This window comes from Nonomuraea sp. B5E05, from assembly GCF_039880665.1.
Taxonomy (GTDB): domain Bacteria; phylum Actinomycetota; class Actinomycetes; order Streptosporangiales; family Streptosporangiaceae; genus Nonomuraea.
The window spans coordinates 151339-177300 of record NZ_JBDPMJ010000009.1 but is presented as its reverse complement, the minus strand read 5'-3'; the positions used below and the strand labels follow the sequence as shown (position 1 = coordinate 177300).

Sequence of the window (25962 nt, the reverse complement as noted above, 5' to 3'; positions counted from 1 at the left end):
GCCACGCGGACTCTTCGTACGCCCGCCGCGAACCCCCCGGTCAGGCCGAGGGGACCGGCACATAAGGTCCAGCCATGACCTCGGCCACCATGGACCCCGGCACTCCTGACAGCCGGAGCGCCGGGCGTTACCTGTGGTGGCTGGTCACCAGCCAGCGCGGAAGGGTCGCGGCCGGCGCCCTGCTGGGCACCGCCTGGACGGTCTGCCTGACGCTCGCCCCCTACCTGCTGTCCCGTGCCATCGACGACGGGCTGACGCCGGAGCCCGGGCCCGCGCTGGCCGGTTGGGCGGCGGCGTTACTGGGCTACGGGGTGCTGACCGCGTGGCTGGCCATCATGCGGCACCGGACGATGACCCGGGTGCGGATGGACGCCGCGTTCCGTTCCGTACAGGTGCTGGCCCTGCAGGCGACGCGCCTGGGCGCGGCGCTGCCGCGCCAGGTCACCGCCGGGGAGGTGGTCACGATCGGGTTCACCGACGTGGCCATGATGTCCGAGGCGCTGACCGTCACCGGCCCCGGCGTCGGCTCGGTCCTCGCCTACGTCGTCGTGGCCGGGCTGCTGCTGTCGGTCTCGCCGCTGCTCGCCGCGGTCGTCCTGCTGGGCGTGCCGCTGCTGGTCGTCGTGCTCGGCCCGCTGCTGGGGCGGCTGCGGGGCGCCGAGACCGGCTACCGCTCGCGGCAGGGCGAGCTCGCCGCCCGGTTCGGGGACATCGCCGCGGGGCTGCGGGTCCTCAACGGCGTCGGCGGCAAGGACGTGTACGCCGAGCGCTACCGCCGCGGCTCCCAGGAGCTGCGGGAGCAGGGTTACCGGGTCGGCGCGGTGACGAGCTGGATCCAGGCTCTCGGGGTGGGCCTGCCCACCCTGTTCCTCGGCGCGGTGACCTGGCTGGCGGCCCGGATGGCCGCGCGGGGCGACATCACCGCGGGCGAGCTGGTGGCGGTCTACGGGTACGCCGCGGTGCTGGTGGTGCCCGTGTCGTTCTTCATCGAGGGCGGCTACGGCCTCAGCCGCGGCCTGGTCGCCGCCCGCAGGGTCGTGCGGTTTCTGGGCTTGGAACCCGCCGCCGCGGTCAACGACGACCCGGTGGACCCGCCCGCCCCCATGTCGGTGCTGCGCGATCCGGTCTCAGGCGTGGAGATCGTGCCGGGACGGCTGACCGCCCTGGTCAGCGCCCGACCGGCGGAGGCGGCGGCGGTGCTCGACCGGTTGGGCGGGTTCGCCGCTCCCGCCGCGACCTGGGGCGGGATCCGGCTGAGCGGCATCGACCCGGCGCGGCTCCGGGAGCGGATCCTGGTGGCCGACAACGAGGCCGACCTGTTCGCGGGCACGTTGCGCGACGTCGTCGCGGGCCGGCTCGACCCCGACGACGACGCCCTCGGCCTCGCCGTCCACGCGGCCATGGCGGACGACATCGTCCGCGGCCTGCCCGGCGGGCTGGACGCGCGCGTCGACGCGCAGGGCCGCAACCTGTCGGGAGGCCAGCGCCAGCGCGTACGCCTGGCCGGGCCCTGCTTGCCGACCCCGAGATCCTCCTCGCGGCCGAGCCGACCTCGGCCGTGGACGCGCACACCGAGGCGACGATCGCCGCCCGGCTGCGCACGGCGCGAGCGGGCCGCACCACGGTCGTCACCACCACGTCGCCCCTCGTGCTGGCCCATGCGGACACCGTCCACTACCTGGCGGGCGGCTCCGTCGTGGCGACCGGCGGGCACGGCGAGCTCCTGGGCGGGCACCCCGGCTACCGCGCCCTGGTGGCCAGGGAGGACGACGGCAGCAGGGAAGCGGCCCGATGACGGGCGGCGCCCTGCCGGTGGCTGATTCCGCCCGGCTGCGCAGGGCGGCGTTCCGGCTCATCCGGCTGGACTGGCGCGCGTTCTGCGCCATGGTCGGGCTCAACGCGCTGGCCTCCGCCGCGGGACTGGCCGGCCCGTGGCTGCTCGGCCGCGTCATCGACGAGGTGCGGAACGGCGCCGGGGTCGCCATCGTGGACCGGCTGGCGCTCGCGCTCCTCGGGTTCGCGCTGGCCCAGTTCCTGCTGGTCCGCTACGCCGGCCACATCGGGCACCGCTTCGGCGAGCGTACGCTGGCGCGCATCCGCGAGGAGTTCACCGGCCGCGTGCTCGCGCTGCCGGTGGGGGTGGTCGAGCGCGCCGGGGCGGGCGACCTGACCACCCGCGGCACCGCCGACGTCGCGGCGGTGGGCACCATGCTGCGCGGCGCGGGTCCCGACGTGCTGATCGCGAGCGTGCAGGCGGTGTTCGTGATGGGCGCGGTCGTCGTCCTCGACCCGCTGCTGGGCGGGTGCGGCGTGCTCGGGCTGACGGGCATCTGGTTCGCCGCCCGGTGGTACCTGCGCCGGGCGGTGCCGGCCTACCTCGCCGAAGGGGCCGCCAACTCGGAGCTCGCCGAGCAGCTCGCGGCCACCACCGCGGGCGCCCGTACGGTGGAGGCCCTCGGGCTGGGCCGGCGCCGCCTCGAGACCTGCCAGGAGGCGATCGACCGGTGCCGGGGCACCCGCACCCGGACGTTGTTCCTGCGCAGCGTGCTCTTCCCCGTCGTGGACGTCTCCTACGCCATCCCGGTGGTCGCCGTCCTGCTCGCCGGCGGCGTGCTGCTCGGGCAGGGCGCCGTGACCCTGGGCACGGTGGTCGCCGCCGCGCTCTACCTGCGCCAGCTCTCCCAGCCGCTCGACGTCATCCTGCTCAACATGGAACGCCTCCAGAGCGGCGCCGCCTCCTTCGCCCGGGTGGAGGGCGCCGGCCTGGCCCCTCGGGCGGACCAGGACGCCGCCGCCACCGAGCCGGTAGACGACCGGCTGCAGGTGTCTGGTGTGCGCTATGCCTACGACGGTGGCCCCGACGTCCTGCACGGGGTGGACCTGACGGTGCAGCCAGGCGAGCGGCTGGCCGTCGTCGGGCCGTCCGGCGCGGGCAAGACGACCCTGGGCAGGCTGCTGGCGGGCATGGACGTCCCGAGCGTCGGCTCCGTGACCGTCGGGCGGGTGCCGGTCGCCGGGCTCGACCCCGCCCGGCTGCGCGAGCGGGTCATGCTCGTCACCCAGGAGCATCACGTGTTCCTCGGCACCGTACGCGACAATCTGCGGATCGCCGCGCCCGAGGCCGCCGACGACGAGCTGCGCGCCGCGCTGGCCGCCGTCGGCGCGGGCTGGATCGACGAGCTCCCCGACGGGCTTGACACCGAGCCGGGCCCGGAGGGCGAGCGGCTGGACGGCGCGCAGGCCCAGCAGCTGGCCCTGGCCCGCGTGGTGCTGGCCGACCCGCACACGCTGATCCTCGACGAGGCCACCGCCCTGCTGGACCCGCGCACCGCGCGGCACACCGAGCGCGCGCTGGCCGCCGTGCTCGCCGGGCGCACCGTCATCGCGATCGCCCACCGACTCCAGACCGCCCACGACGCCGACCGGGTGGCCGTGCTGCGGGACGGCCGGCTCACCGAGCTCGGCACGCACGACGAGCTCGTGGCGGCGGACGGCGCGTACGCCGCGCTCTGGCGCTCCTGGCACGGCGGGCACCCGGAGTGAGCGCCGCCGGTTCCCGCCCCCCGGCGGAGTGCGAGGCCGGCCCCCGTACGGGATGAAGAATCTCTTCGCAAAGATCTCGCCTGCGAAGGAAAATATTGAGACGCTGAACCCCACCACGCGCCCCCAGCCCCAAGGAGTGGTTCATGCGCAGACTACTGGCGATCTCCCTCGTCGCCGCCCTGCCGTTAAGCACCGTGACAGCGGCGCACGCCCAGGAACCCGCCGGCCGCCAGAAGGCCTTCGCCTCCGCCGCCGAGGAGTTCCGGGTGCCCGAGAGCGTGCTGCTCGGCGTCTCCTACCTCGAGTCGCGCTGGGACGCCCACGCCGGCCAGCCGTCCAGCGACGCCGGGTTCGGGCCCATGCACCTGACCGACGCCGCCGCCTTCACCGGATCGAACCACCACCACGAAGGCGAGGAGGACGCGCGCGGCGACGACAGCAGGCCCCTGCCCGCCCCGAGCGCGCGTCCCGCGCCCGCCGACCTCCCTGCCTCGCTCCGCACGGTGGAGAAGGCCGCCGAGCTCACCGGCGAGAGCCGCGAGCGCCTGCGTACGGACGCCGCCGCCAACATCCGCGGCGGCGCGGCGCTGCTCGCGGACTACCAGAAGGCGCTCGGCGCGCCGCTGAGCGACGAGCCAGGCGACTGGTACGGCGCCGTCGCGAAGTACTCCGGAGCCGAGGAGGCGGGCGCGGCCAGGTTCTTCGCCGACGAGGTCTTCGCGACGATCAGGGAAGGCGCCGAGCGGACGACGGACGACGGCCACCAGGTCAGGCTGGCCCCCGTCCCCGGGCTCACGAAGATCGAGAAGTGGCTGGACAAGCTCGGGCTGCGCAAGCCGAGGACCGACGGCGTGGAGTGCCCGGCGTCGATCTCGTGCGAGTGGATCCCGTCGGCCTACCAGGAGCTTCCGAACGACGACTACGGCCACTACGACCTGGCGAACCGCCCGTTCAGCCAGAAGATCGAGTACATCATCATTCATGACATGGAGGGATATTTCCTGCCCTCCATCCGCCTCAACCAGGACCCGACGTACGGCGCCAGCTGGCAGTACTCCGTCCGCTCCACCGACGGCCACATCGCCCAGCACGTCAAGGCCAAGGACGTCGCCTGGCAGGCCGGCAACTGGTACGTCAACGCCAAGTCCATCGGCATCGAGCACGAGGGCTTCCTGGCCGAGGGCGGCACCTGGTACACCGAGGCGATGTACCGCTCCTCCGCCCGCCTGGTCCGCTACCTGGCGCTGCGGCACGGCGTCCCGATGGACCGGGCCCACATCCTGGGCCATGACAACGTCCCCGGCACCCTGCCGACCACGGTCAGGCAGATGCACGAGGACCCGGGCCCGTTCTGGGACTGGGCGCACTACTTCCAGCTGATGGGCGCGCCGCTGCACGGCCTCGGCGGCCCCAGGTCCGGCTCGATCATGATCAAGCCGGACTTCGCGACGAATAAGCCGTACTTCTATGGCTGCGACCGCCAGAACCCCGAGGCCGCCTGCCCGCCGCTCCCCGCCCACACCGTCTGGCTGCGCACCGAGCCGCGCGACGACGCCCCGCTGGTCAAGGACATCGGCAAGCACCCCACGGGCGAGTCGCTCTACAGCGTGTACGACCACAGCGCCCGCGCGAGCACCGGCCAGCGCTTCGCCGTGGCCGGCCGGCAGGGCGACTGGACCGCCATCTGGTACCTCGGCCAGAAGGCGTGGTTCCACAACCCGAAGAGCGCGCCCACGGCCGTGCCCTCCATGGGCCTGGTGGTCACCCCCAAGCCCGGCAAGGCGACCGTCCCGGTCTACGGCCGGGCGTACCCGGAAGCGGAGGCCTACCCCGAGGGCATTCCCTACCAGCAGGTGACCCCGCTGCAGTACACGTTCTCGGCCGGCGAGAAGTACACCCTCGCGGGGCCGGCCGCGACGGAGTACTACCGGGCGGTCACGTTCAACCTGGAGGACCACAAGGTGGTGCGGGGCAGGACGAAGTATCTGCAGATCCAGTTCGGCCACCGCGTGATGTTCGTCAAGGCTGACGACGTGCGGGTGACGTTCTCCGGGTGAATGCGTTGACGGCGCGCCTGGTGCTCGCGAGCGCCTCCTGAGAGGAGTCGAACGTACGCTGGGCGACGCCGACGAACACGCAGTCGACGACGAGGAGCTGGCTGATCCGGCTGGCCAGGGCGCCGGGACGGAACTCCGTCTCGCGTCCGGCCGAGATCAGCACGTGTTCGGCCAGCTCCGCGATGGTGGACCGGGGGTTGTTGGTGATGGCGACGGTCGTGGCCCCGCCCTCGGCGGCCCGGGTCAGCGGCTCGATCACGTCGGGAGTCTCCCCCGAGGTGCTGACCCCGAGCGCCACGTCGCCGTGTTTCAGCAGCACCGCGCTGGTCAGCGCCAGGTGCGCGTCCTGGAACGCGTGGCTGGACAGCCCGATGCGCAGCAGCTTCTGGGCGAAGTCCTCGGCCACCAGGCCCGACGCACCGACCCCGTAGGCGTCGATCCGCCGCGCGCCGACGACGGCGTCGACCACGAGCCCGAGCCGCTCGGAGGTCAGCTGCGCGACCGTGTCGTTGATCGCCTCCGACTCGGCCCGCGCCACCTTGTGGATGACCTCCGACAGCGGGTCGTCGGGGGCCAGGTCGCCGGGCACCAGCCGGTCGGGCTGCGCGGCGGCCGCCGCCAGGGCTAACCGGAGTTGCGGATAGCCCGCGAACCCGAGCAGCCGCGCCGTGCGCACGATCGTGGCCTCGCTGGTGCCGGAGGCGGCGGAGAGCTCCGTGATGGTGCTCCGCGCCACCGTCGCGGGATCTTCGAGAATGAGGCGGGCGACGGTCTGGGCGGCAGGCGTCAGGGACGGCAGCACACCGCGGACCGTGGCCACCAGAGTGTCGGCCCGCAGGCCGTTGCCGCTGTCGTCCACGGTCCCGATTATGCCGCTTGCGCCGGGATCCCGAACTGCTGGTTAGCGCAGAGTCCCGTTCGTCATGCCCGCGGGCTCCTCGGGCACCGTGATGAGGCCCAGCTCGGCCGGGGTGACGACGAGCGGGTGGTGCGGGACGACGCGCACGGTGTAGCCGAAGGCGCCCGTGTGGTCGAGCGGAACGACCCCGGTGTAGTGCGCCCGACCGTCGTCCTCCGCCGAGGTCATCTCCAGCTTCGCGTACGCGGGACGCACCAGCTCGTCGTGCGGCCCGACCTTGCCGTAGACGGCCTCGACCCGCACGTCGGCGGGCTCCAGGTCGCCGAGCGCGATCGTGGCGTGCAGCTCGATGGACGACCCGACCTCCGGGGTGTCGCCCACGCCCGTGGCCTCGGCGTGCTCGACCCTGACGCCCGGCCACGCCTTGGCGACCCGCAGCCGCCAGGCGGCGAACGCCTTCGCCGGCGCGTAGCCGTCGGCGGACAGCGCCCTGGCAGCGGTGGCCGCCGGGTTGTACAGGGTCACGACGTAGTCGCGCAGCATGCGCCCGGCGAGCACCTTCGGCCCGAGCGAGGCCAGCGTGTGCTTGACCATCTCCATCCAGCGCCGGGGCAGCCCGTCGCCGGGACGGTCGTAGAACCGGTCGGACACCTCGTGTTCGATCAGGTCGTAGAGGGCGGCGGCCTCCAGCTCGTCGCGGCGGTCGGTGTCGGCCACGCCGTCCGCGGTGGGGATCGCCCAGCCGTTGGAGCCGTCGTACCACTCGTCCCACCAGCCGTCGCGGATGGACAGGTTGAGGCCGCCGTTGAGCGCGGACTTCATCCCGGACGTGCCGGACGCCTCCAGCGGGCGCAGCGGGTTGTTCAGCCAGACGTCGCAACCCTGCACCATGAGCCGGCCCAGCGCCATGTCGTAGTCGGGCAGGAAGACGATGCGGTGGCGGACCTTCTGCTGGTCGGCGAACTTGACGATCTGCTGGATCAGCTTCTTGCCGCCCTCGTCGGCCGGATGGGCCTTGCCCGCGATCACGATCTGGACCGGCTTGTCGGGGTCGAGCAGCAGCTCGGTGAGCCGCTCGGGGTCGCGCAACATGAGGGTGAGCCGCTTGTAGGAGGGAACACGCCTGGCGAACCCGATCGTGAGCACGTCGGGGTCGAGGGCGTCGTCGATCCACCCCAGCTCGGCGTCGGAGGCCCCGCGCTCGCGCCACGACCGGCGCAACCGCACGCGGGCGCCCTCGACGAGCTGCCTGCGCAGCGTTCCCCTGATCTGCCAGATGTCGCCGTCGGGGATCTTCTGGATGCCGTCCCAGCCGCGGGCGCGCTCGATCAGCGAGGGCAGCTCGCGGTCGGCCAGCTCCATGAACTCGCGCCCCACCCACGTGGGGGCGTGCACGCCGTTCGTGATCGAGCCGATCGGCACCTCGTCCAGGTCGAAGCCCGGCCAGAGGCCCTTGAACATCTTCCTGCTGACCTCGCCGTGCAGCCGGGACACGCCGTTGACGCGCTGCGCCAGGCGCATGCCCATGACGGCCATGTTGAACCGGTCTGGATCGGACTCCGCGCCCAGCGCCAGGATGCGATCGACGGGCACGGTGGGCCAGGCGTTCGATCCGCCGAAGTGGCGGGCGATCATGTCGACGGGGAAGCGGTCGATCCCGGCGGGCACGGGCGTGTGCGTGGTGAACACCGTGCCGGCCCGCACCGCCTCCCACGCCTCGTCGAAGGAGAGCCGCGCCTCGGTCAGCTCGCGGATGCGCTCGAGGCCCAGGAATCCGGCGTGGCCCTCGTTGGTGTGGAACACCTCGGGGTCGGCATGCCCGGTGATCTTGCAGTACGCCCTGATCGCGCGCACACCGCCCACGCCCAGCAGCAGCTCCTGCATGAGCCGGTGGTCGGTGCCGCCGCCGTAGAGCCGGTCGGTGACGTCGCGGGCGGCGGTGTCGTTGTCGGCCACGTCGGAGTCGAGCAGCAGCAGCGGCACCCGGCCCACCTGCGCCACCCACACCTGGGCGTGCAACATCCGCTCGTCCGGCAGCCCGATGCGGATCTTGACCGGCGTGTCGTCGGCGTCCTTGAGCAGGGTGAGCGGCAGCCCGCCGGCGTCGAGCGACGGGTAGTGCTCCTGCTGCCAGCCCTCGGACGACAACGACTGCGTGAAGTAGCCGTGGCGGTAGAGCAGGCCGACCGCGAGGATCGGCACGCCCAGGTCGCTGGCGGCCTTGAGGTGGTCTCCCGCGAGGATGCCGAGACCGCCCGAATATTGCGGGAGAGCCGCGGCGATGCCGTACTCGGGGGAGAAGTAGGCGATGGCGCGCGCGGCGTCGGGCAGCGTCTGGTACCACCGCGGCGAGGTCATGTACTCGCGCAGGTCGTCGGCGGCGTCGGCGAGGCGGCGCAGGAAGCGGCGGTCGGCGGCCAGCTCGGACAGCCTGGCGGGGGTGACCGCGCCGAGCAGGGCGACGGGGTCGTGCCCGACCCGCTCCCAGAGGCCGGCGTCGACCTCGGAGAAGAGATCCATCGTCTCCGGGTGCCAGGACCAGCGGAGATTGTGCACGAGCTCGCCGAGGGCGGCCAGCTCCGCGGGCAGGACGGTGCGGACGGTAAACCGGCGGATAGCTCTCACGTTTCTGCACCCTACGGGCTAGGAGGGACCTCTCAGTCCTTCACCCTCATGATGACCGTTCAAACCCCTTCCAGGAACAAGCATGAAGAGGCACCATTGGGGCAACTTTCCTCTTTGTTGGCCCTCCCACAGACACACTCGGGAGGTCTATCCGCTGCTGTCCAGAAATAACGTGCAAGGATCGTTACTGCCAGGGTAGGCCGCCTCCAGCGGACCACCGGCAACGGCGTGTGCATCCACGGAAAGCCTCCGGCGGCACCGAGTGTGTCGCCGCAAACCCTTGAATGCGATGATCGGACGAATTCCCATCACGGACATCTCCCCCGTCGTCGACTGCGGGCAGTGGCCCGCCAAGGCGGTCGCCGGCGAGACCTTCGAGGTCTCGGCGACCGTGTTCAGAGAGGGCCACGACGCGGTGGCCGCGGGCGTGGTGATGACCGCGCCCGACGGGCAGCGCGGGCCGCTGAGACCGATGCGCGAGCTGGCGCCGGGCACCGACCGCTGGGGTGTGGAGGTGTGCCTGCCGGCCGAGGGCGACTGGCTGTTCCGCGTGGAGGCGTGGAGCGATCCGATCAGCACGTGGCTGCACGACGCCGAGATCAAGATCCCGCGCGGGATGGACGTCGACCTCATGTGCGAGGAGGGCGCGCGGCTGTTCGAGCGGGCCGCCAGGGCCGTGCGGGTGGCCGACTGCGCGAACGACCGGCCGGCCCAGGAGGGGCACGCCGGCGCGAACGGGCAGCGCAGGCAGAACGGCAACGGCGAGAGCGCGTGCGGGCACCGCGCGGCGCTGCTGTCGATCTCCGCCACGCTGCGGGACGAGGATCTCGACCCGCGGGCGCGGTTGTCGATCGCCCAGCTTCCCGAGACCGCGGCGCTGCTGCAGGCCCACCCGTTCCGCGAGCTGGTGACCAGGTCCAGGTCGCACAAGATCAGGGTCGACCGGCGCAGGGCGCTCTACGGCTCCTGGTACGAGTTCTTTCCCCGGTCGGAGGGGGCGATCGTCGACGAGTTCGGCGTCTCCAAGTCCGGCACCTTCCAGACCGCCGCCAGGCGGCTGCCCGCGATCGCCAAGATGGGCTTCGACGTCGTCTACCTGCCGCCCGTCCACCCGATCGGCACGACGCACCGCAAGGGGCGCAACAACACGCTCAGTCCCGAGCCCGACGATCCCGGCTCGCCGTGGGCGATCGGGTCGGAGGACGGCGGTCACGACGCCGTCCACCCCGACCTCGGCACGCTGGAGGACTTCGACGAGTTCGTCGGCCGGGCCAGGGAGCTGGGCATGGAGGTGGCGCTCGACTTCGCGTTGCAGTGCTCGCCCGACCACCCGTGGGTGAAGGAGCACCCGGAGTGGTTCACGATCAGGGCGGACGGGTCGATCGCGTACGCCGAGAACCCGCCGAAGAAATATCAGGACATCTACCCGGTCAACTTCGACAAGGATCCGGAGGGCGTCTACGCCGAGGTCAAGCGGGTGCTGCTGCACTGGATACGGCACGGCGTGCGCATCTTCCGGGTGGACAACCCGCACACGAAGCCGGTGGTGTTCTGGGAGCGGCTGCTGGCCGACATCCACACGACCGATCCCGACGTGATCTTCCTGTCGGAGGCGTTCACCCGGCCGGCGATGATGCGCGCGCTGGCCAAGGTCGGCTTCCACCAGTCGTACACGTACTACACGTGGAAGAACTCCAAGCACGACGTGGAGGGCTACCTGTCGGAGCTGGCCCACGAGACCTCGCACTATCTGCGGCCGAACCTGTTCGTCAACACGCCGGACATCCTGCACGAATATCTGCAACACGGAGGCGTCCCGGCGTTCAAGATCAGGGCGGTGCTGGCCGCGCTGACGTCGCCGGCCTGGGGTGTCTACTCCGGGTATGAACTGGGGGAGAACGTACCGGTACGCCCGGGTAGCGAAGAATACCTGGATAGCGAAAAATATCAGTACAAGCCTCGCGATTGGGTTACAGCCGAACGCGAGGGACGTAGTCTGGCTCCCTTCATCACTCATCTGAATTTGTTCCGAAGAGCGCATCCGGCACTGCAGGAATTGCGTAACCTACGATTCCACAGGGTCGACCAACCGGACATCGTCTGCTTCTCCAAACGGCTGCCGGGCGCCTACGACCCGGCCACACGAAGGCACGGGATGGGCGACGTCGTGCTCGCGGTCATCAACTTGGATCCACACCACACCCATGAGGCGACCGTGGATCTCGACCTGCCCGCCATCGGTCTCGACTGGAACGCGGAGTTCGTCGTCGACGACGAGCTGTCGGGCGAGTCGTACCGCTGGAGACAGAGCAACTATGTACGCCTCGACCCCCACATCCAACCTGCCCATATTCTCACCGTACGAGCCGCGCCACGGTAGAACTGAATTCAGCGGGGAGTCTTCAACGTGTGTGACAGCGCCTCCCTCATGAGCACCCTGCGAGGCCGCTCATGAGCATCACACCCATTCCCAACACCTTTGACGAAGAGAAGCCACGCGACCCCTACTGGTACAAACGTGCGGTCTTCTACGAGGTCCTGATCAGGGGTTTCGCCGACTCCAACGGCGACGGGACCGGCGACATGCGAGGGCTCATCAGCCGTCTCGACTATCTGCAGTGGCTCGGCGTCGACTGCCTGTGGCTGCTGCCGCTGTACGAGTCGCCGCTGCGTGACGGCGGCTACGACATCGCCGACTTCATGAAGATCCTGCCCGAGTTCGGGGACCTGGGAGACTTCGTGAAGCTCGTGGACGAGGCACACAAGCGCGGCATGCGCGTCATCGCCGACCTCGTCATGAACCACACCAGCGACGCCCACCCCTGGTTCCAGGCCTCGCGGCACGACCCCGAGGGCCCGTTCGGCGACTTCTACGTGTGGTCCGACACCGACGAGAAGTACCAGGACGCCCGGATCATCTTCATCGACACCGAGACGTCCAACTGGACCTACGACCCCGTGCGCGGCCAGTACTACTGGCACCGCTTCTTCCACCACCAGCCCGACCTCAACTACGAGAACCCGGCCGTGCAGGACGCGATGCTGGAGGTGCTGAGGTTCTGGCTGGACCTGGGCATCGACGGGTTCCGGCTGGACGCGGTCCCCTACCTCTTCGAGGAGGAGAACACCAACTGCGAGAACCTCCCGAGGACGCACCAGTACCTCAAGCGGATCAGGTCGGAGGTCGACCGCCTCTTCCCCGACCGGGTGCTGCTCGCCGAGGCGAACCAGTGGCCGTCGGACGTCGTGGAGTATTTCGGCGACCCGGTGGGCGGCGGGGACGAATGCCACATGGCATTCCACTTCCCCTTGATGCCGCGGATCTTCATGGCCGTACGCCGGGAATCCCGCTACCCCATTTCCGAAATTCTCGCCCAAACGCCGAAAATTCCGGAAAATTGCCAATGGGGAATCTTCCTCCGCAACCATGACGAGCTCACGCTCGAAATGGTCACGGACGAAGAACGCGACTACATGTACACCGAATACGCTAAAGACCCCCGCATGCGGGCGAATGTCGGCATCCGCCGTCGCCTGGCCCCCCTGCTGGAGAACGACCGCAACCAGATCGAACTGTTCACCGCGCTGCTCCTGTCGCTGCCGGGCTCTCCGGTGCTCTACTACGGTGACGAGATCGGCATGGGCGACAACATCTGGCTCGGCGACCGCGACGGCGTGCGCACCCCCATGCAGTGGGACCCCGACCGCAACGCCGGCTTCTCCGACTGCGACCCCGGGCGGCTCTACCTGCCGGTCATCATGGACCCGATCTACGGCTACCAGGCCATCAACGTCGAGGCCCAGCAGAAGAACGCCGGCTCGCTGCTGCACTGGACCAGGCGCATGATCGAGATCCGCAAGCGGCACCCGGTCTTCGGGCTGGGCGGTTACGCCGAGCTCAACTCCTCCAACCCCAGCGTGCTGGCGTTCGTACGCGAGCTGGGCGACGACCGCATGTTGTGCGTGAACAACCTGTCGCGCTTCCCGCAGCCGGTCGAGCTCGATCTGCGCAGGTTCGTCGGCGTCGCTCCCGTGGAGACGATGGGTGGGGTCCCATTCCCGGCAATTGGCGAACTTCCGTATCTTTTGACGCTTCCCGGGCATGGGTTCTACTGGTTCACACTCCCGCCGGCCGTCATCCAGGAGGAGTAGGACGTGCTTGACGAGCTCCTTGCCGCATGGATCGGCCGCCAGCGTTGGTTCGGTGGCAAGGGGCGCCTGATCGACAGTCTGTCGATCGACTCGGACGTCGAGCTGACCCCCGGGCTCCGGCATCTGATCGTCGCCGTCTGGCAGGAGGGCTCGCGCGAGCGTTACCAGGTGCTGCTCGGGGAGCGCCCCTCGCTCCCCGACCGGCTCGCCCACGCGCTGATCGGCACGATCGGCGACGTCTACCTCTACGACGCCGTGCACGACGCCGAGCGCACGGACTGGCTGCTCGACGGGATGGCCCACGACGAGGAACGCAGCGGCCTGCGCATGCGCCACGTCCCCGGCGCCGTCATCGACACCGAGCCGCGCAGCGTGGTGCTGAGCGCCGAGCAGTCCAACACCTCTCTCGTGTACGGCGACGCCTACATCTGCAAGCTGTTCCGCCGGCTCATCCCCGGCGTCAACCCCGAGCTGGAGATCGTCACCGCACTGGCCGCCAGGAACGCGCCGCACATCGCGCAGCCGTACGGGTGGATCGAGACCGACCTCGACGGCACCGGCACCACGCTCGCGTTCATGCAGGAGTTCCTGTCCACCGCGAACGACGGCTGGGACCTCGCCCTGGCCAGCGTGCGCGACCTCTACGCCTTGCTGCCCGAGGTCCCGGCGTCCGAGGCCGGAGGGGACTTCGCGGCCGAGTCGCTGCGGCTGGGCACGGCCACCGCCCGCGTGCACCGCGAGCTGGCCGCCGCCTTCCCCACGGACGTCATCGAGCCCCACGAGGTCAAGCGCATGGCCGAGGGCTTCCGACGCCGGCTCGGCCGCGCCGTGTCTGAGGTGCCCGAGTTGCGCCGGCATGTGACCGGCATTGAGCACGCCTACCACCAGGTGGAGCTGCTCACCAACGAGGTGCCCGTGCAGCGTGTTCACGGCGACTACCACCTCGGCCAGGTGCTGCGCACCACGACGGACTGGGTGGTGCTGGACTTCGAGGGCGAGCCGGGGCAGCCGCTGGCCGAGCGCAGGGCGCTGTCGTCGCCGCTGCGCGACGTGGCGGGGATGTTGCGCTCGTTCGACTACGCGGCCAGGCACCTGCTGGCCGGCCACTCCGAGGCGGAGGCACTGGAGCCGCGGGCCCAGGAGTGGGCCGACCGCAACAGGGCCGCGTTCCTCGACGGGTACGCCGAGGGCGGCGGCGTGATCACGCGCGGGGACGCGGTGCTGCTGAGGGCGTTCGAGCTGTCGAAGGCCGTGTACGAGGTGCTCTACGAGGCCCGCAACCGGCCCTCGTGGTTGCCGATCCCCCTGGCCGCCTTCCGCCCCCGCTAGAGTGCCGGGATCGGGGTAGCAGATGGTTCGCCGACCGCCGTTGAGGGGGAACCGTGGTACGTACGCCAGAAACCACCATCGATCCGCGGTACAGCAGCGACGACGCCCGGCCCACCCCGTGGCCGCACGCTGTCGCCCACCTCCGGGACGCGGAGCTGTTCTGGGTGTCCACCGTCCGGCCCGGCGGGCGGCCACACGTCACTCCGGTCGTCGGGGTCTGGCTGGACGACACCTTCTACTTCTCCAGCGGACCGGAGGAGCAGAAGTCGAAGAACCTCGCGGCCGGCGCACACTGCGCGGTGACCACCGGGTGCAACCGGTGGAACGACGGCCTGGACATCGTCCTGCACGGCGACGCCGTCCCGGTGCGGGACCGGCAGGTGTTGCGCCGGGTGGCCGACGCCCACACCGCCAAATACGGCAGCGCCTGGGCCGCCGAGGTCGACGACGACGGCGTCTTCCGCATGCACGGGCACGAACCCCTGGTGTACCAAGTGCGCCCGGCCCAGGCGCTGGGGTTCGGTAAGACGGGCGGGTTCAGCCACACCCGGTGGGACTTCACCGACTAGCCAACCTGGCCGGCGGCGCTGGTTGCGCGGCGGCGGGGGGACGGTATGCCGGGTTAAGAACGGGAAAAGACTCTGAGCTCCACCTTGTGGATGAACCCGGATTTTGCACTTTCGGTGATTGTCTCGGTGATAGCGGGCAGTGCCTGGGATGGACGGTCATCATGGGGCAAGGTGGGGAGTATGCCGATGAGGACAGAGCTCGACCGCCTGGCGGGCGGAGCGCATCACGATCCGCACTCCGTGCTGGGCGCGCATCCCGTGGCGGGCGGGATGGTCTTCCGCGCCCTGCGGCCGCTGGCCGAGCGGGTCGAGGTGGTGCTCGACGACGGTACGGCCCACACCATGAAACACCAGGCCCACGGCGTGTTCGAGGTCACCGTCCCCGGGCTCGACAAGGTCCCCGGCTACGCGTTGAGGGTCAGGTACGCCGGCGCGGAGCCGTACGTGATGCGTGACCCCTACCGGCACTGGCCCACGCTCGGCGAGGTGGACCTGCACCTCATCGGCGAGGGGCGGCACGAGCGGCTCTGGGAGGTGCTCGGCGCCCGCGTGATGGAGCACGAGGACGTCAACGGCACGGCGTTCGCGGTGTGGGCGCCCAACGCGCGCGGCATCAGGGTCGTCGGCGACTTCAACCACTGGGACGGCGCCGGCTACCCGATGCGCTCGCTGGGGCGTTCGGGGGTGTGGGAGCTGTTCATTCCGGGGCTCGGGGTGGGCGAGCGGTACAAGTACCAGATTCTCGGCGCCGACGGGATGTGGCGCGACAAGGCCGACCCGATGGCCAGGCGGACCGAGGTGCCGCCGATGACGGCGTCCGTGGTGGACAGGTCCGAGCACATCTGGGAGGACGGCACGTGGATGGCCGAGCGGCGCGAGCGGCAGCCGCAGCACGGCCCCATGAGCATCTACGAGGTGCACCTGGGGTCGTGGCGGCCGGGGCTGTCGTACGTCGAGCTGGCCGAGCAGCTCTCCGCGTACGTGTCCGACCTGGGATTCACGCACGTGGAGCTGCTGCCGGTGGCCGAGCACCCGTTCGGGGGTTCGTGGGGCTACCAGGTGACGTCCTACTACGCGCCGACGGCCAGGTTCGGCACGCCTGACGATTTCCGCCGGTTCGTGGACCTGCTGCACCAGCGCGGCGTCGGGGTGCTGCTCGACTGGGTGCCGGCCCACTTCCCCATGGACGACTGGGCGCTCGCGCGCTTCGACGGCACGCCGCTGTACGAGCACGCCGACCCGGCCAGGGGCGAGCACCCCGACTGGGGCACGTACGTGTTCGACTTCGGTCGCAGGGAGGTCAGGAACTTCCTGGTGGCGAACGCCCTCTACTGGCTGAAGGAGTTCCACGTCGACGGGCTGCGGGTGGACGCGGTGGCGTCGATGCTCTACCTCGACTACTCGCGCCGCGAGGGCGAGTGGACGCCGAACGTTCACGGCGGCAGGGAGAACCTCGACGCGGTGGACTTCCTCAAGGAGATGAACTCCGTGTGCTACCGCGAGGCGCCCGGCATCTCGACCGTGGCCGAGGAGTCGACGGCCTGGCCGGGGGTGTCGCGCCCGGTGCATCTGGGCGGTCTCGGCTTCGGGTTCAAGTGGAACATGGGCTGGATGCACGACACGCTCGAATACCTGCGCCACGAGCCGGTCTTCCGCCAGTACCACCACCATCAGATGACGTTCTCGCTGCTGTACGCGTACTCGGAGAACTACGTGCTGCCGCTGTCGCACGACGAGGTCGTGCACGGCAAGGGCTCGCTGCTGGGCAAGATGCCCGGCGACGAGTGGCAGCGGTTCGCGCAGCTGCGGGCGCTGCTGGCGTTCATGTGGGCCCATCCGGGCAAGCAGCTGCTGTTCATGGGCAGCGAGTTCGGCCAGGGCTCGGAGTGGTCGGAGGAGCGCGGGCTCGACTGGTGGGTGCTGGAGTTCGACGGGCACCAGGGCGTGCAGCGGCTCGTACGCGATCTCAACCGCGTCTACAAGGAGACCCCGGCGCTGTGGCAGCAGGACCACGCGCCCGAGGGGTTCCGCTGGATCGACGCCGACGACGCCTCGGGCAACACGTTCTCGTTCGTCCGTTACGGGAGCGACGGGTCCGCGGTGGCGTGCGTGGTCAACTTCAGCGGCGGGCCGCACGAGAACTACCGGCTCGGGCTTCCGTACGGTGGCCAGTGGACGGAGATCGTCAACACCGACGCCTACGACTACTGGGGCAGCGGCGTGGGGAACATGGGCATGGTGGAGGCGGGTGACGAGCCGTGGCACGGGTTGCCGCACTCGACGACGCTGCGGGTGCCGCCGCTCGGCGCGGTCTGGCTCACGCACGAGGCGCCGGCGGTGGACAGCGGCTGATGGGTGGCTGATCGGCGGCGGACGGCGGCTGATCGGTGGTCGATCGGCGATGCACGGTGGTTGACGGCGGTCACTGAAAGTTCGGTGAGAAAGCGGGCGGGAGCCCTGTGCCTGTCGGGTAAATCACCATAAACTCCGAGATCATCCCCTCTCGGAGGACGCGTGCGACTTCGCCCCCTGATCGTATGCTCGATCGTCCTGGCCCTGCTGCCACTGTCCGGCCCGGCCCATGCCGACGATCCGACGACCACCCCGTCGCCCACCGTGACGGGGTCCCAGGCGCCCCCGGCCGAGTCCCCGCCCCCGGCCGAGTCCGGGGCCCCTCCGGACACACCGCCGGACACACCGCCCGAGTCCCCTGCCCCGGCCTCGCCCGAGGACAAGGTCGAGGAGGGCTTAGGGGTCGACGGCGGCACGGCTCGGGCCATCGTCGAGCTGACCGGCCCCGCGCAGAACGCTCCCGTGGCGGCCCAGGCCGCCGCCGAGAGCGTGGACGTGGTGCTGCAGCCGCAGAGCCAGACGTTCATGGTCGTGAACGGCACCGCGGAGGAGCTGGCCAAGCTGGCCGAGGACCCGCGGGTCGCCTCCATCCGCCGTGACAGGACGTACACGCCCACCCAGGTCGGCTCCAACCTCACGCTGATCGGCGCCGACCAGGCGCACGCGAAGGGCCACACCGGCGCCGGCCAGGCGGTGGCGGTGCTCGACACCGGCATCGACCCCGACCACCCGTGGTACAACGGCCGGGTCGTGGCCGAGGCCTGCTTCTCCGCGGTGGAGCCCGGCGTCGAGACGCTCTGCCCGAACCAGCAGACGCAGCAGACCGGGCCCGGCGCGGCGGACGCGACCACCGAGAAGTGCCTGTCCGGCGGCGTGAACCTGTGCGACCACGGCTCCCACGTGGCGGGCATCGCGGCCGGCGCCAATGGCGTGGCGCCAGGGGCGAGCATCGTGGCGGTGCAGGTGTTCAGCCGGGTCAACGACGAGAACCTCTGCGGCGAGCCGTCGTGCCTGCTGGCCTACGAGTCGTCGCTGCTGCAGGCCATGGACCACGTGGCCGGGCTGAGCCAGCCGATCGCGGCGGTCAACCTGAGCCTGGGCGGGATGTTGTACGAAGGCGCGTGCGACACCTCCGAGGAAGGCTCGGTCTTCAAGCCGAAGATCGACGCGCTGCTGGCCAAGGGCATCGCGACCGTGGTGGCCGCGGGCAACGAGTACTTCGAAGGGGCTTCGTACCCCGCCTGCGTCTCCAGCGCCGTGACCGTGGGCGCGAACGACGGAGGCGACGCCATCGCGGACTTCTCCAACCGCGGCGCCCTGCTGGACCTGTTCGCGCCCGGCGTGGACATCGAGTCGTCGGTGCCGGACAACACCACCACCGTCTACAGCGGCACCTCCATGGCGACACCGCACGTGGCCGGCGCGCTGGCACTGATGAAGGCGGCCTCCCCGGAGACCCCGATGGCCGACCTGATCGACAGGCTGAAGGCGACCGGCAGGCCGTACGTGTACGAGGCCAACGGCACCCAGGTCACCACGCCGCGCCTCGACCTGGCGGCGGCACTGGCCGGGACGGCGCCGCAGCCGCCGATCTCGCAGACCCCGGTGGCCCCGCCCGACCAGGACCCCGAGCCCGACCCCGGCGACAGCAGCGGCCCTTCCCCCGAGCCCGACGACCCGGCGGACCCGGGCCCGGACCCTGCCCCCGACCCCGAGCCGGTGCCGCTGCCCACCGTGACGGTCACGGTGACGGTCACCGCGAGCCCGGTCGCGAAACCGGCGGCCACCGTCTGCACGCGGGGCAAGGCGGCCAGGAAGCTGACGGCCGGGAAGTGGGCCGTGGAGATCCACCGCAGCAGCGGGACGATCCCTGACGACACGCTCACCTGCTACCTGAAGCTGATCAGCAAGTCGAGCAAGGTGTTCCCCGAGCTGACGAAGGCGTCCTCGCTCGGCAAGGCGTACCGGGTGCTGAAGAACACCCGCACCGGCAAGGCCAAGCTGGACGGCGCGCTGCTGACGGCCTGGCTGAACTGGGCGCACGGCACGAACGGCACTACGACGCTGGCCGCCGCCGAGAAGGTGCGGCTCAGCAAGAGGCCCTCCGCGACGGCGCTGAAGAAGGCGGCGAACAAGGTCATCAAGTCCACCAAGTGATCAATGGGAAGGCCGGTCTCTTACGACCGGCCTTTCCCATGGGTCGCCCTGAGGCAAAAACGTCTCCAAGGTCGCGCAGCTCGCTTTCATCTCCCACATCACCCTTGTGGCAAGGGGGATGTATGCGGCTGTACGCGGGCCAGGAGCCGGAACGCTCCCGCCTCGAGGACGAAACCGACCTTCGGAGGAACATGTGAGGCTACGGTCTCTGACGGCCCGCGCGAGCGCGCTGGCCGTCCTGTGCGCCGTGCTGTGTGCGACCCCGCCGCTGCAAGCCGACACGAAAGACACCAACGACCCCGTCATCAGCCCCGCGCTCGTCGCGGAGATCAAGGCGAAGACCCGGGTACGCTCCATCATCCAGGTCAAGCCGGGCCAGAACGCCCAGGCCGTGGCCAAGGACCTCGAACAGGCCTCGGAGGGGAGCCGGGTCCTGGAGGCGGCGTCATCGCCGCACTTCTTCGTCGCCGAGGTGGACCAGCGCACGCTGGCCAAGCTCAGGAAGGACGCGAGGGTCCAGTCCGTCTACAAGGACGAGCTGCGCCACCCGACGCTGGACGCCAGCACCGCCCTGATCCGCTCGGACCGGGCGAACACCGCCGGCTGGACGGGGAGGGGCACGACGGTCGCCGTGCTCGACACGGGGATCGACCGCGACCACCCGTTCTTCCGCGGCCGGCTGGTGGACGAGGCGTGCTTCTCCTCCTCCGACGCCGGCGACGGCACCGTCTCGCTCTGCCCGAACAGCCAGCCGAGCCAGACCGGGCCGGGCTCGGCGGACGCCGAAACCGCCCAGTGCCTGGTCAACGGGTCGAACGCCTGCTCGCACGGCACGCACGTGGCCGGCATCGCGGCGGGCGCCGTAACCGCGGGGGCGCCGTCCAACGGTGTCGCCCCCGCGGCGCGCATCCTGGCGATCCAGGTCTTCAGCCGCGTGGACAACCCCATGACCTGCGGGTCGGGCGGCGGCACCCCCTGCTTCCTCAGCTACACCTCGGACCAGAAGCTGGCGCTGGAGTACGTGGCCCGGGTCGCCAGGGCCAACAACGTCGCGGCGGTGAACCTGAGCATGGCCGGCGGGGACCTGTTCAGCGAGGCGTGCGACGCGGACCCCGCCGCCGCGGGGGTCAAGCCGGAGTTCGACGCGCTCGTGGCGCTGGGCGTGGCGCCGGTGGTGGCGGCCGGCAACAACGGCTCCCCGAACAGCGTCTCCTCCCCCGCCTGCATCTCCACCGCCGTCACGGTGGGCGCGACCGGCGACGACGACACCCCTGCGGCGTTCAGCAACCGGGGGGCCATGCTGGACCTCTTCGCGCCCGGGGTGGACATCAACTCCTCGGTTCCCGGCGACGCGTACGGCGAGCTGAGCGGCACCTCGATGGCCGCACCCCACGTGGCCGGGATGTTCGCGCTGATGAAGCAGGCGTACGCGAACAACACCGTCGCGCAGAGCCTGCAGCGGTTGAAGAGCACGGGCACGCCCATCCGGTACGACGCCAGGGGCACGTCGACGGTCACCGCCAGGATCGACGCCGAGCGGGCCACCCCTGCCGCACGCGTCTGAACGGGCGCCACGGAACGGGACAGAACAAGAACAGGTAACAGAACCCATCCGCCTCTCTGACAACACTTGTCCGATTACTACACTTCCGGTGAGAAATGCCCCCCGAACCACCGGAGGATCAGTTGAGACTGTCGTCTCTGCTGGCCGGCGCGATCGCCTTAGCCGCCACCTCGGCCGCGCTCGTCGCCACACCCGCTCTCGCCGACCCCGAAACCAAGATCGATCCTGCGATCACGGCGAGCGGCGAGCACCGCGCCATCGTCCGCGTGCAACAGCCCGCCCTGGTGAAGTCCATGCTCTCCAGCGCAGAAGGGATCAAGCGGGACAAGAAGAACGTCTTCGCGGAGCCGCCCGCCGAAGTGGCCGGTCTGCTGGACTTCTTCGTCTACCGCGGTACCCGCGCGGAGCTCGAGCAGCTCGCCGAGCAGACCGGGGTCGTCTCGATCCGCAAGGACAAGCTCAACGAGCCCTCACTGGTGGAGAGCATCCCCTTGATCGGCGCCGACCGGGCGCACAAGCGAGGCTCCAACGGCAAGGGCACCGCCGTCGCGATCCTGGACTCCGGCATCGACAACGACCACCCGGCCTTCGGCGGGCGCATCGTGGCCCAGGCGTGCTTCTCGGCGGGCGACTCCGCCGACCGCTCCACGCCGCTGTGCGCCAACGGCAGCCAGTTCCAGATCGGCGACGGCGCCGCCAACGCCGAGAGCACGGCCTGTATGAAGGACGCCCCGCAGCCGCAGTACGGCCTCTGCTACCACGGCACGCACGTCGCCGGCATCACCGCCGGGCAGCGGACGCCCGAGTTCGCCGCCGACGGCGTCGCGCCCAAGGCTCAGATCGTGCCGGTGCAGGTGTTCAGCCGCTTCGACAACTCGCCGTACTGCTCCGGCCGGCCCGTCTGCATCCTGGCCTACGACTCGTCGATCCTGACCGGCATGGCGTACGTCGACCTGCTGGCCGACCAGTACAACATCGCCTCCGTCAACCTCAGCCTGGGCGGCGGGGAGTACGCCACCTCCTGTGACACGGGCGATGGAGCCGACTTCAAGGCCGAGGTGGACAAGCTCTACGCCAAGGGCGTCGCCACGGTGGTCGCCTCGGGCAACAACGGCTTCGACGCGTCGGTGTCGTGGCCGGCGTGCGTCTCGAACACCGTCGCCGTGGGCGCCACGGACAAGCAGGACGCCGTGGCCTCCTTCTCCAACCGCGGCACGCTGATCGACGTCTACGCGCCGGGGGTGTCCATCACGGGGGCGATCGCCGGGAACACGTACGCGACGCTCAGCGGCACCTCGATGGCCGCCCCGCACGTGGCGGGCGCCTTCGCGCTGCTGCACCAGAAGCGCCGCCACGCCCCGGTGGACAAGCTGCTGGGGACGCTGAAGCGCACCGGCAAGCCGATCGCGTACGAGAGCGCGGGCACGGAGGTCACCACACCCCGCATCGACGTGTGGGCCGCGCTGCGAGGCCGCTGACCGCTGGCGGGTGGGTGCGCGTCTTCCACCACCCACCCGCCGCATTCACTGCGGGCGCCGGCGTTGCCATGCGCCCCGTGCTCGACTCCCTCCGAGAATCCACGCACCCCTGCGTCGAGCCCTACAGATCCCGCAGGGCATCGTGAGCGTGCGACGCCGCCGCTGCGTCGGAACGTCCCGCAGCCGCTCCGCCCCCGCTCCCCGTAGCGGTGGGAAGGTGAGAGCGATCTGATAGCGAGCCCTGATGTGCTTGGCCGACGTCGACTGACGTGTCCGCACATACAGGAGGGAAAAAGCTCGTGACCCGTCCTTCGGGGACCCCGTTCCGCCCGGGGCCGCGCACGCCGGCCGCCGCACCGGCGTCGGCCGTGAACACCGGCAAGTGCCTCGATCACAGCACGAAGTCCGGGGTGCGCACCCTCAGGTGCGCCGACAGCAACCCCCTCCAGGTCTCCAATGTCCGCGCTGCGTGATCAGCAGCCCAGGCCCTTGAGCAGCTGATCGAGCCTGGCGTAGTTGGGATCAGCCGGCCTGAGCAGTGCGCGCGCCTCCTCCCAGGAGGCGCGCGCGTCATCCGGGCGGCCCATCGCGAGCTGGATCTCGCCCCGGGTCGTCAGCGACTCGACCTGGCCGCTCACGTCGGCCAGCCGCAGCGAGATCACCAGCGCCTTCTGGCAGTGGTCCAAGGCCGTCGGGTATTCGGCGGTCCCCTCGTACGCCGCGGCGAGGTTGGTCAACGCGCACGCCTCCTGCAGCTCCAGGCCGTGCTCCTGGTAGATCTCCAGTGCCTCGCGGGTGTGGCCCAGGGCCTCGGCGCAGTAGCCCGCCAGGATTTCGGTGGCGCCGTAGTTGAGCAGCGCGTGCGCCCGGGCCACCGCGGAGGCCGCCGGCCGGGCGGCGATCTCCGCCTGCCGGTGGCAGGCGAGCGCGCGGTCGAAGTCCTCGGCCCGCTGCCAGACCAGCCCGAGCACGCTCAGCGCGCGGGACGTCTTCGCGGGGTCGCCGAGCCGCTCGGCGTGCCGCAGGGCTTCGCGCAGCGTCGCGTCGGCTTCGTGGTAGGCGCCGGTGTTGGAGTAAGCGCCGCCGAGCACGAACGCGGCCTGGTATCCGGCCAGCGGATCATCGAGCTTTTCCGCGCACTCCAGGCCGGACCGGCCCGCCGCCAGCCAGTCCGCGAAATAGCGTGACCGGTCAAGGAAGTCCCGTATCTCGACAGCCAGTTGCCAGCCGTGATCCGGCAGGCCGTTGTCGGCGGCGGCACCGACGGCGGCGACCAGCGTGCTCCGTTCGGTCTCGAACCATTCGGTTGCCGCACCGCTGCTGGGAAGGGCGGGCATGGGAACCGTGCTCTCGCCGATGCCGCGCGAGAGCGGGACCGGGCGTGAGAAGCCGAGCGCGCTCCGCGCCTCGGTCGCCGCCCGGACGTACCAGTCGAGCACCCGGCGCAACGCCGCCCCGCCCGCCTCGGGCCTGTCGGCGGCCAGCCGCTCGGCGGCATATTCCCTGAGCAGGTCGTGCAGCCGGTAGCGCCCCGGCCGGCGCGCTTCCAGCAGGTGCACGGCGGCCAGCCGGTCGAGCAGGGCGCGCGCCTCGGCCGGCACGACGTCCAGCAGCGCCGCCGCGCCCGGCAACCCGATGTCGCTGCCCGGGTAGCAGCCGAGGTGGGTGAACGCGCGCGCCAGGTCCGGCGGAAGCAGGTCGTACGACCACGAGAACACCGTGCGCAGGTCGGCTCCCGGATCGCTGTCGGCCAGGGCGTCCAGCGGGCTCCGGCGCTGCCTCAGGTCGTCCACCAGCTCGGCGAGGGAACGGTCGGGGTGCTGGGATCCCAGCTCGGCGGCGATGCGCAGGGCCAGCGGCAGCCGTCCGCACAGCAGGGCCAGCTCGGCCAGCGCGCCGGGCTCCGCCTCCGCCCTGTGCCGCGGGATCGCCGCCGTCAGCAGCGCCATGGCGTCGGCGTCGGGCAGCTCGCGCAGCGCCACCCGGTGCGCCCCGTCGCGTGCCGCCAGGCCGCGCAGGTCGCTCCGGCTGGTCACGATCACGAAGCAGTGGGAGCCCGGCAGCAGCGGCCGGACGTGCTCGGCGTCGTGGGCGTTGTCGAGGAGCAGCAACATCCGGCGACCGGCGAGCAGGGTGCGCAGCAGCGCCGCGGCCTCCCCCGCGTCGTTCGGAACGCGGTCCGGCGGCGTGCCGATCGCGCGCAGCAGCCGGCCGAGCGCCGCCTCCGCCGTGACCGGCCGGCCAGGGCCGTAGCCGTGCAGGTCGAGGTAGAGCTGCCCGTCGGAGAAACGATCCTGCCTGAGCCTGGCCCAGTGCACCGCGAGCGCGGTCTTGCCCGCGCCGCCGACGCCGTGGACCGCCACCAGGGCGAACCCGCTGCCGGACCAGCGCTCGAGGTGCTCGTCGAGCGCGGCCAGCTCGGCCGTCCGACCGGCGAAACCCGCCGGCGCCGGCGGCAGCTGCCGCGGCGTCACGCGTTCCGGCTCGGGGCTTCCCGCCAGCAACTGCCGGTGCAGGCGTCGCAGCCGCGCCGACGGGTCCGCGCCGAGGGTGTGCGCGAGCGTGTTCCGTACGGACTCGTACGCCTCCAGTGCCTCGGCCTGCCGCCGGTCCGTGATCAGCACGGTCAGCAGCCGCTCCCAGAGCGACTCGCGTACGGGGAAGCGCGCGGTCAGCACGCGCAGCTCGGCGATCATCGCGCTCGGCGGGCGGTCGCCCAGCGCCAGGTCCAGATCGATCCGCCGCTCGACGGCCGCCAGGTGAAGCTCGGTCAGCGCGGGCGCGTGGTCGCGCTCGAGCGAGTCGGACGCGACGTCGCCGAGCGGCTCGCCCCGCCACAACTCCAGCGCGGCCCGCAGCAGTTCCCGGGCGCGCCCGGGCTCGTCCGTGGCCTGCTCCGCGGCGCGGACGAGCCGGTCGAACCGCGACGCGTCCACCTGATCGGGGTCGACGTCCAGCAGGTAGCCGTCGACGACGTTGCGCACCAGCCCGCCGAACTCCGGCCCGAGCAGCCGCCGGAGCCGGTGCACGTTGTTCTGCACGGCCTCGCGAGGGCTCGACGGCAGGTCGGCGCCCCAGATGCGCTCGGTCAGGACGTCGACGGGCACGACGCGCCCCGGCGGCAGGGCGAGGCTCGCCAGCAGAGCCCGCTGCCGTTTCGAGGCGATCGTCACGGTACGGTCCGGCAGCCGCACCTCGAACGGTCCGAGAAGACGGATCGAAACCTCGGGCACCCCGCTCCGCTCCTTTCTCCTGAGCCATGCGTTCAGGTCGAAGC

Annotated in this window: 14 protein-coding genes; 11 read left to right on the top strand and 3 right to left on the bottom strand. The window is 71.0% G+C overall.

The genetic code is table 11. The features are described from left to right. Nucleotides 1-74: 74 nt before the first annotated feature. The 3 genes from ABGB01_RS18950 (at nt 75) to ABGB01_RS18940 (ending at nt 5600) form a co-directional block, all read left to right on the top strand. The gene (locus ABGB01_RS18950) at nt 75-1820 is read left to right on the top strand and encodes an ABC transporter ATP-binding protein (protein WP_347774778.1); all 1746 of its coding nucleotides are present in this window, start codon (nt 75-77) and stop codon (nt 1818-1820) included. After that, nucleotides 1792-3543 (top strand): ABC transporter ATP-binding protein, encoded by a 1752-nt coding sequence (locus ABGB01_RS18945; protein ID WP_347774777.1) that lies wholly within the window; start codon nt 1792-1794, stop codon nt 3541-3543. The genes ABGB01_RS18950 and ABGB01_RS18945 overlap by 29 nt, the downstream gene beginning before the upstream one ends. Before the next feature lie 143 nt (nt 3544-3686). Beyond that, complete coding sequence (locus tag ABGB01_RS18940) at nt 3687-5600, top strand: N-acetylmuramoyl-L-alanine amidase (RefSeq protein ID WP_347774776.1); 1914 nt, start codon at nt 3687-3689, stop codon at nt 5598-5600. On the opposite strand, the gene ABGB01_RS18935 is transcribed toward ABGB01_RS18940, so the two are convergent. Together ABGB01_RS18935 and glgP are read right to left on the bottom strand one after the other, a co-directional pair. After that, nucleotides 5563-6459, bottom strand: a complete 897-nt coding sequence (locus ABGB01_RS18935) for a MurR/RpiR family transcriptional regulator (protein ID WP_132604877.1) — start codon at nt 6457-6459, stop codon at nt 5563-5565. The two genes, ABGB01_RS18940 and ABGB01_RS18935, sit on opposite strands and share 38 nt — an antisense overlap. A 42-nt stretch (nt 6460-6501) precedes the next feature. Then, a complete protein-coding gene (gene glgP, locus ABGB01_RS18930; protein ID WP_347774774.1) occupies nt 6502-9084 on the bottom strand; it encodes an alpha-glucan family phosphorylase in 2583 nt (860 codons plus the stop codon). A gap of 289 nt (nt 9085-9373) precedes the next feature. On the opposite strand from glgP, the gene ABGB01_RS18925 reads away from it, so the two are divergent. The 8 genes from ABGB01_RS18925 (at nt 9374) to ABGB01_RS18890 (ending at nt 22685) form a co-directional block, all read left to right on the top strand. Next, a complete protein-coding gene (locus ABGB01_RS18925; protein ID WP_347774773.1) occupies nt 9374-11464 on the top strand; it encodes an alpha-1,4-glucan--maltose-1-phosphate maltosyltransferase in 2091 nt (696 codons plus the stop codon). 71 nt (nt 11465-11535) lie between these two features. Then, nucleotides 11536-13236, top strand: coding sequence for a maltose alpha-D-glucosyltransferase (treS, locus tag ABGB01_RS18920; protein ID WP_347774772.1), 1701 nt, complete (start codon nt 11536-11538; stop codon nt 13234-13236). Between the two features lie 3 nt (nt 13237-13239). Further along, nucleotides 13240-14565, top strand: coding sequence for a phosphotransferase (locus tag ABGB01_RS18915; protein ID WP_347774771.1), 1326 nt, complete (start codon nt 13240-13242; stop codon nt 14563-14565). Nucleotides 14566-14618: 53 nt separating this feature from the next. Beyond that, nucleotides 14619-15134, top strand: a complete 516-nt coding sequence (locus ABGB01_RS18910; protein WP_347774769.1) for a pyridoxamine 5'-phosphate oxidase family protein — start codon at nt 14619-14621, stop codon at nt 15132-15134. A 186-nt stretch (nt 15135-15320) separates the two neighbouring features. Further along, complete coding sequence (glgB, locus tag ABGB01_RS18905; protein WP_347774980.1) at nt 15321-17486, top strand: 1,4-alpha-glucan branching protein GlgB; 2166 nt, start codon at nt 15321-15323, stop codon at nt 17484-17486. Between the two features lie 162 nt (nt 17487-17648). Further along, nucleotides 17649-19643: a S8 family serine peptidase gene (locus ABGB01_RS18900; protein ID WP_347774767.1), complete on the top strand. Its 1995-nt coding sequence runs from the start codon at nt 17649-17651 to the stop codon at nt 19641-19643. Between the two features lie 193 nt (nt 19644-19836). After that, nucleotides 19837-21207 (top strand): S8 family serine peptidase, encoded by a 1371-nt coding sequence (locus ABGB01_RS18895; RefSeq protein WP_347774765.1) that lies wholly within the window; start codon nt 19837-19839, stop codon nt 21205-21207. Between the two features lie 122 nt (nt 21208-21329). Next, nucleotides 21330-22685: a S8 family serine peptidase gene (locus tag ABGB01_RS18890; protein WP_347774764.1), complete on the top strand. Its 1356-nt coding sequence runs from the start codon at nt 21330-21332 to the stop codon at nt 22683-22685. A gap of 473 nt (nt 22686-23158) precedes the next feature. Here the strand turns inward: ABGB01_RS18890 and ABGB01_RS18885 are convergent, their stop codons facing one another. Then, nucleotides 23159-25918: a BTAD domain-containing putative transcriptional regulator gene (locus tag ABGB01_RS18885; RefSeq protein ID WP_347774763.1), complete on the bottom strand. Its 2760-nt coding sequence runs from the start codon at nt 25916-25918 to the stop codon at nt 23159-23161. Nucleotides 25919-25962 lie beyond the last annotated feature (44 nt).

Excerpts from the sequence above, each read along its gene's own strand:
- ABGB01_RS18950 (WP_347774778.1), top strand. The coding sequence starts at position 75 with ATGACCTCGGCCACCATGGACCCCGGCACTCCTGACAGCCGGAGCGCC.
- ABGB01_RS18945 (WP_347774777.1), top strand. The coding sequence starts at position 1,792 with ATGACGGGCGGCGCCCTGCCGGTGGCTGATTCCGCCCGGCTGCGCAGG.
- ABGB01_RS18940 (WP_347774776.1), top strand. The coding sequence starts at position 3,687 with ATGCGCAGACTACTGGCGATCTCCCTCGTCGCCGCCCTGCCGTTAAGC.
- ABGB01_RS18925 (WP_347774773.1), top strand. The coding sequence starts at position 9,374 with ATGATCGGACGAATTCCCATCACGGACATCTCCCCCGTCGTCGACTGC.
- treS (WP_347774772.1), top strand. The coding sequence starts at position 11,536 with ATGAGCATCACACCCATTCCCAACACCTTTGACGAAGAGAAGCCACGC.
- glgB (WP_347774980.1), top strand. The coding sequence starts at position 15,321 with ATGAGGACAGAGCTCGACCGCCTGGCGGGCGGAGCGCATCACGATCCG.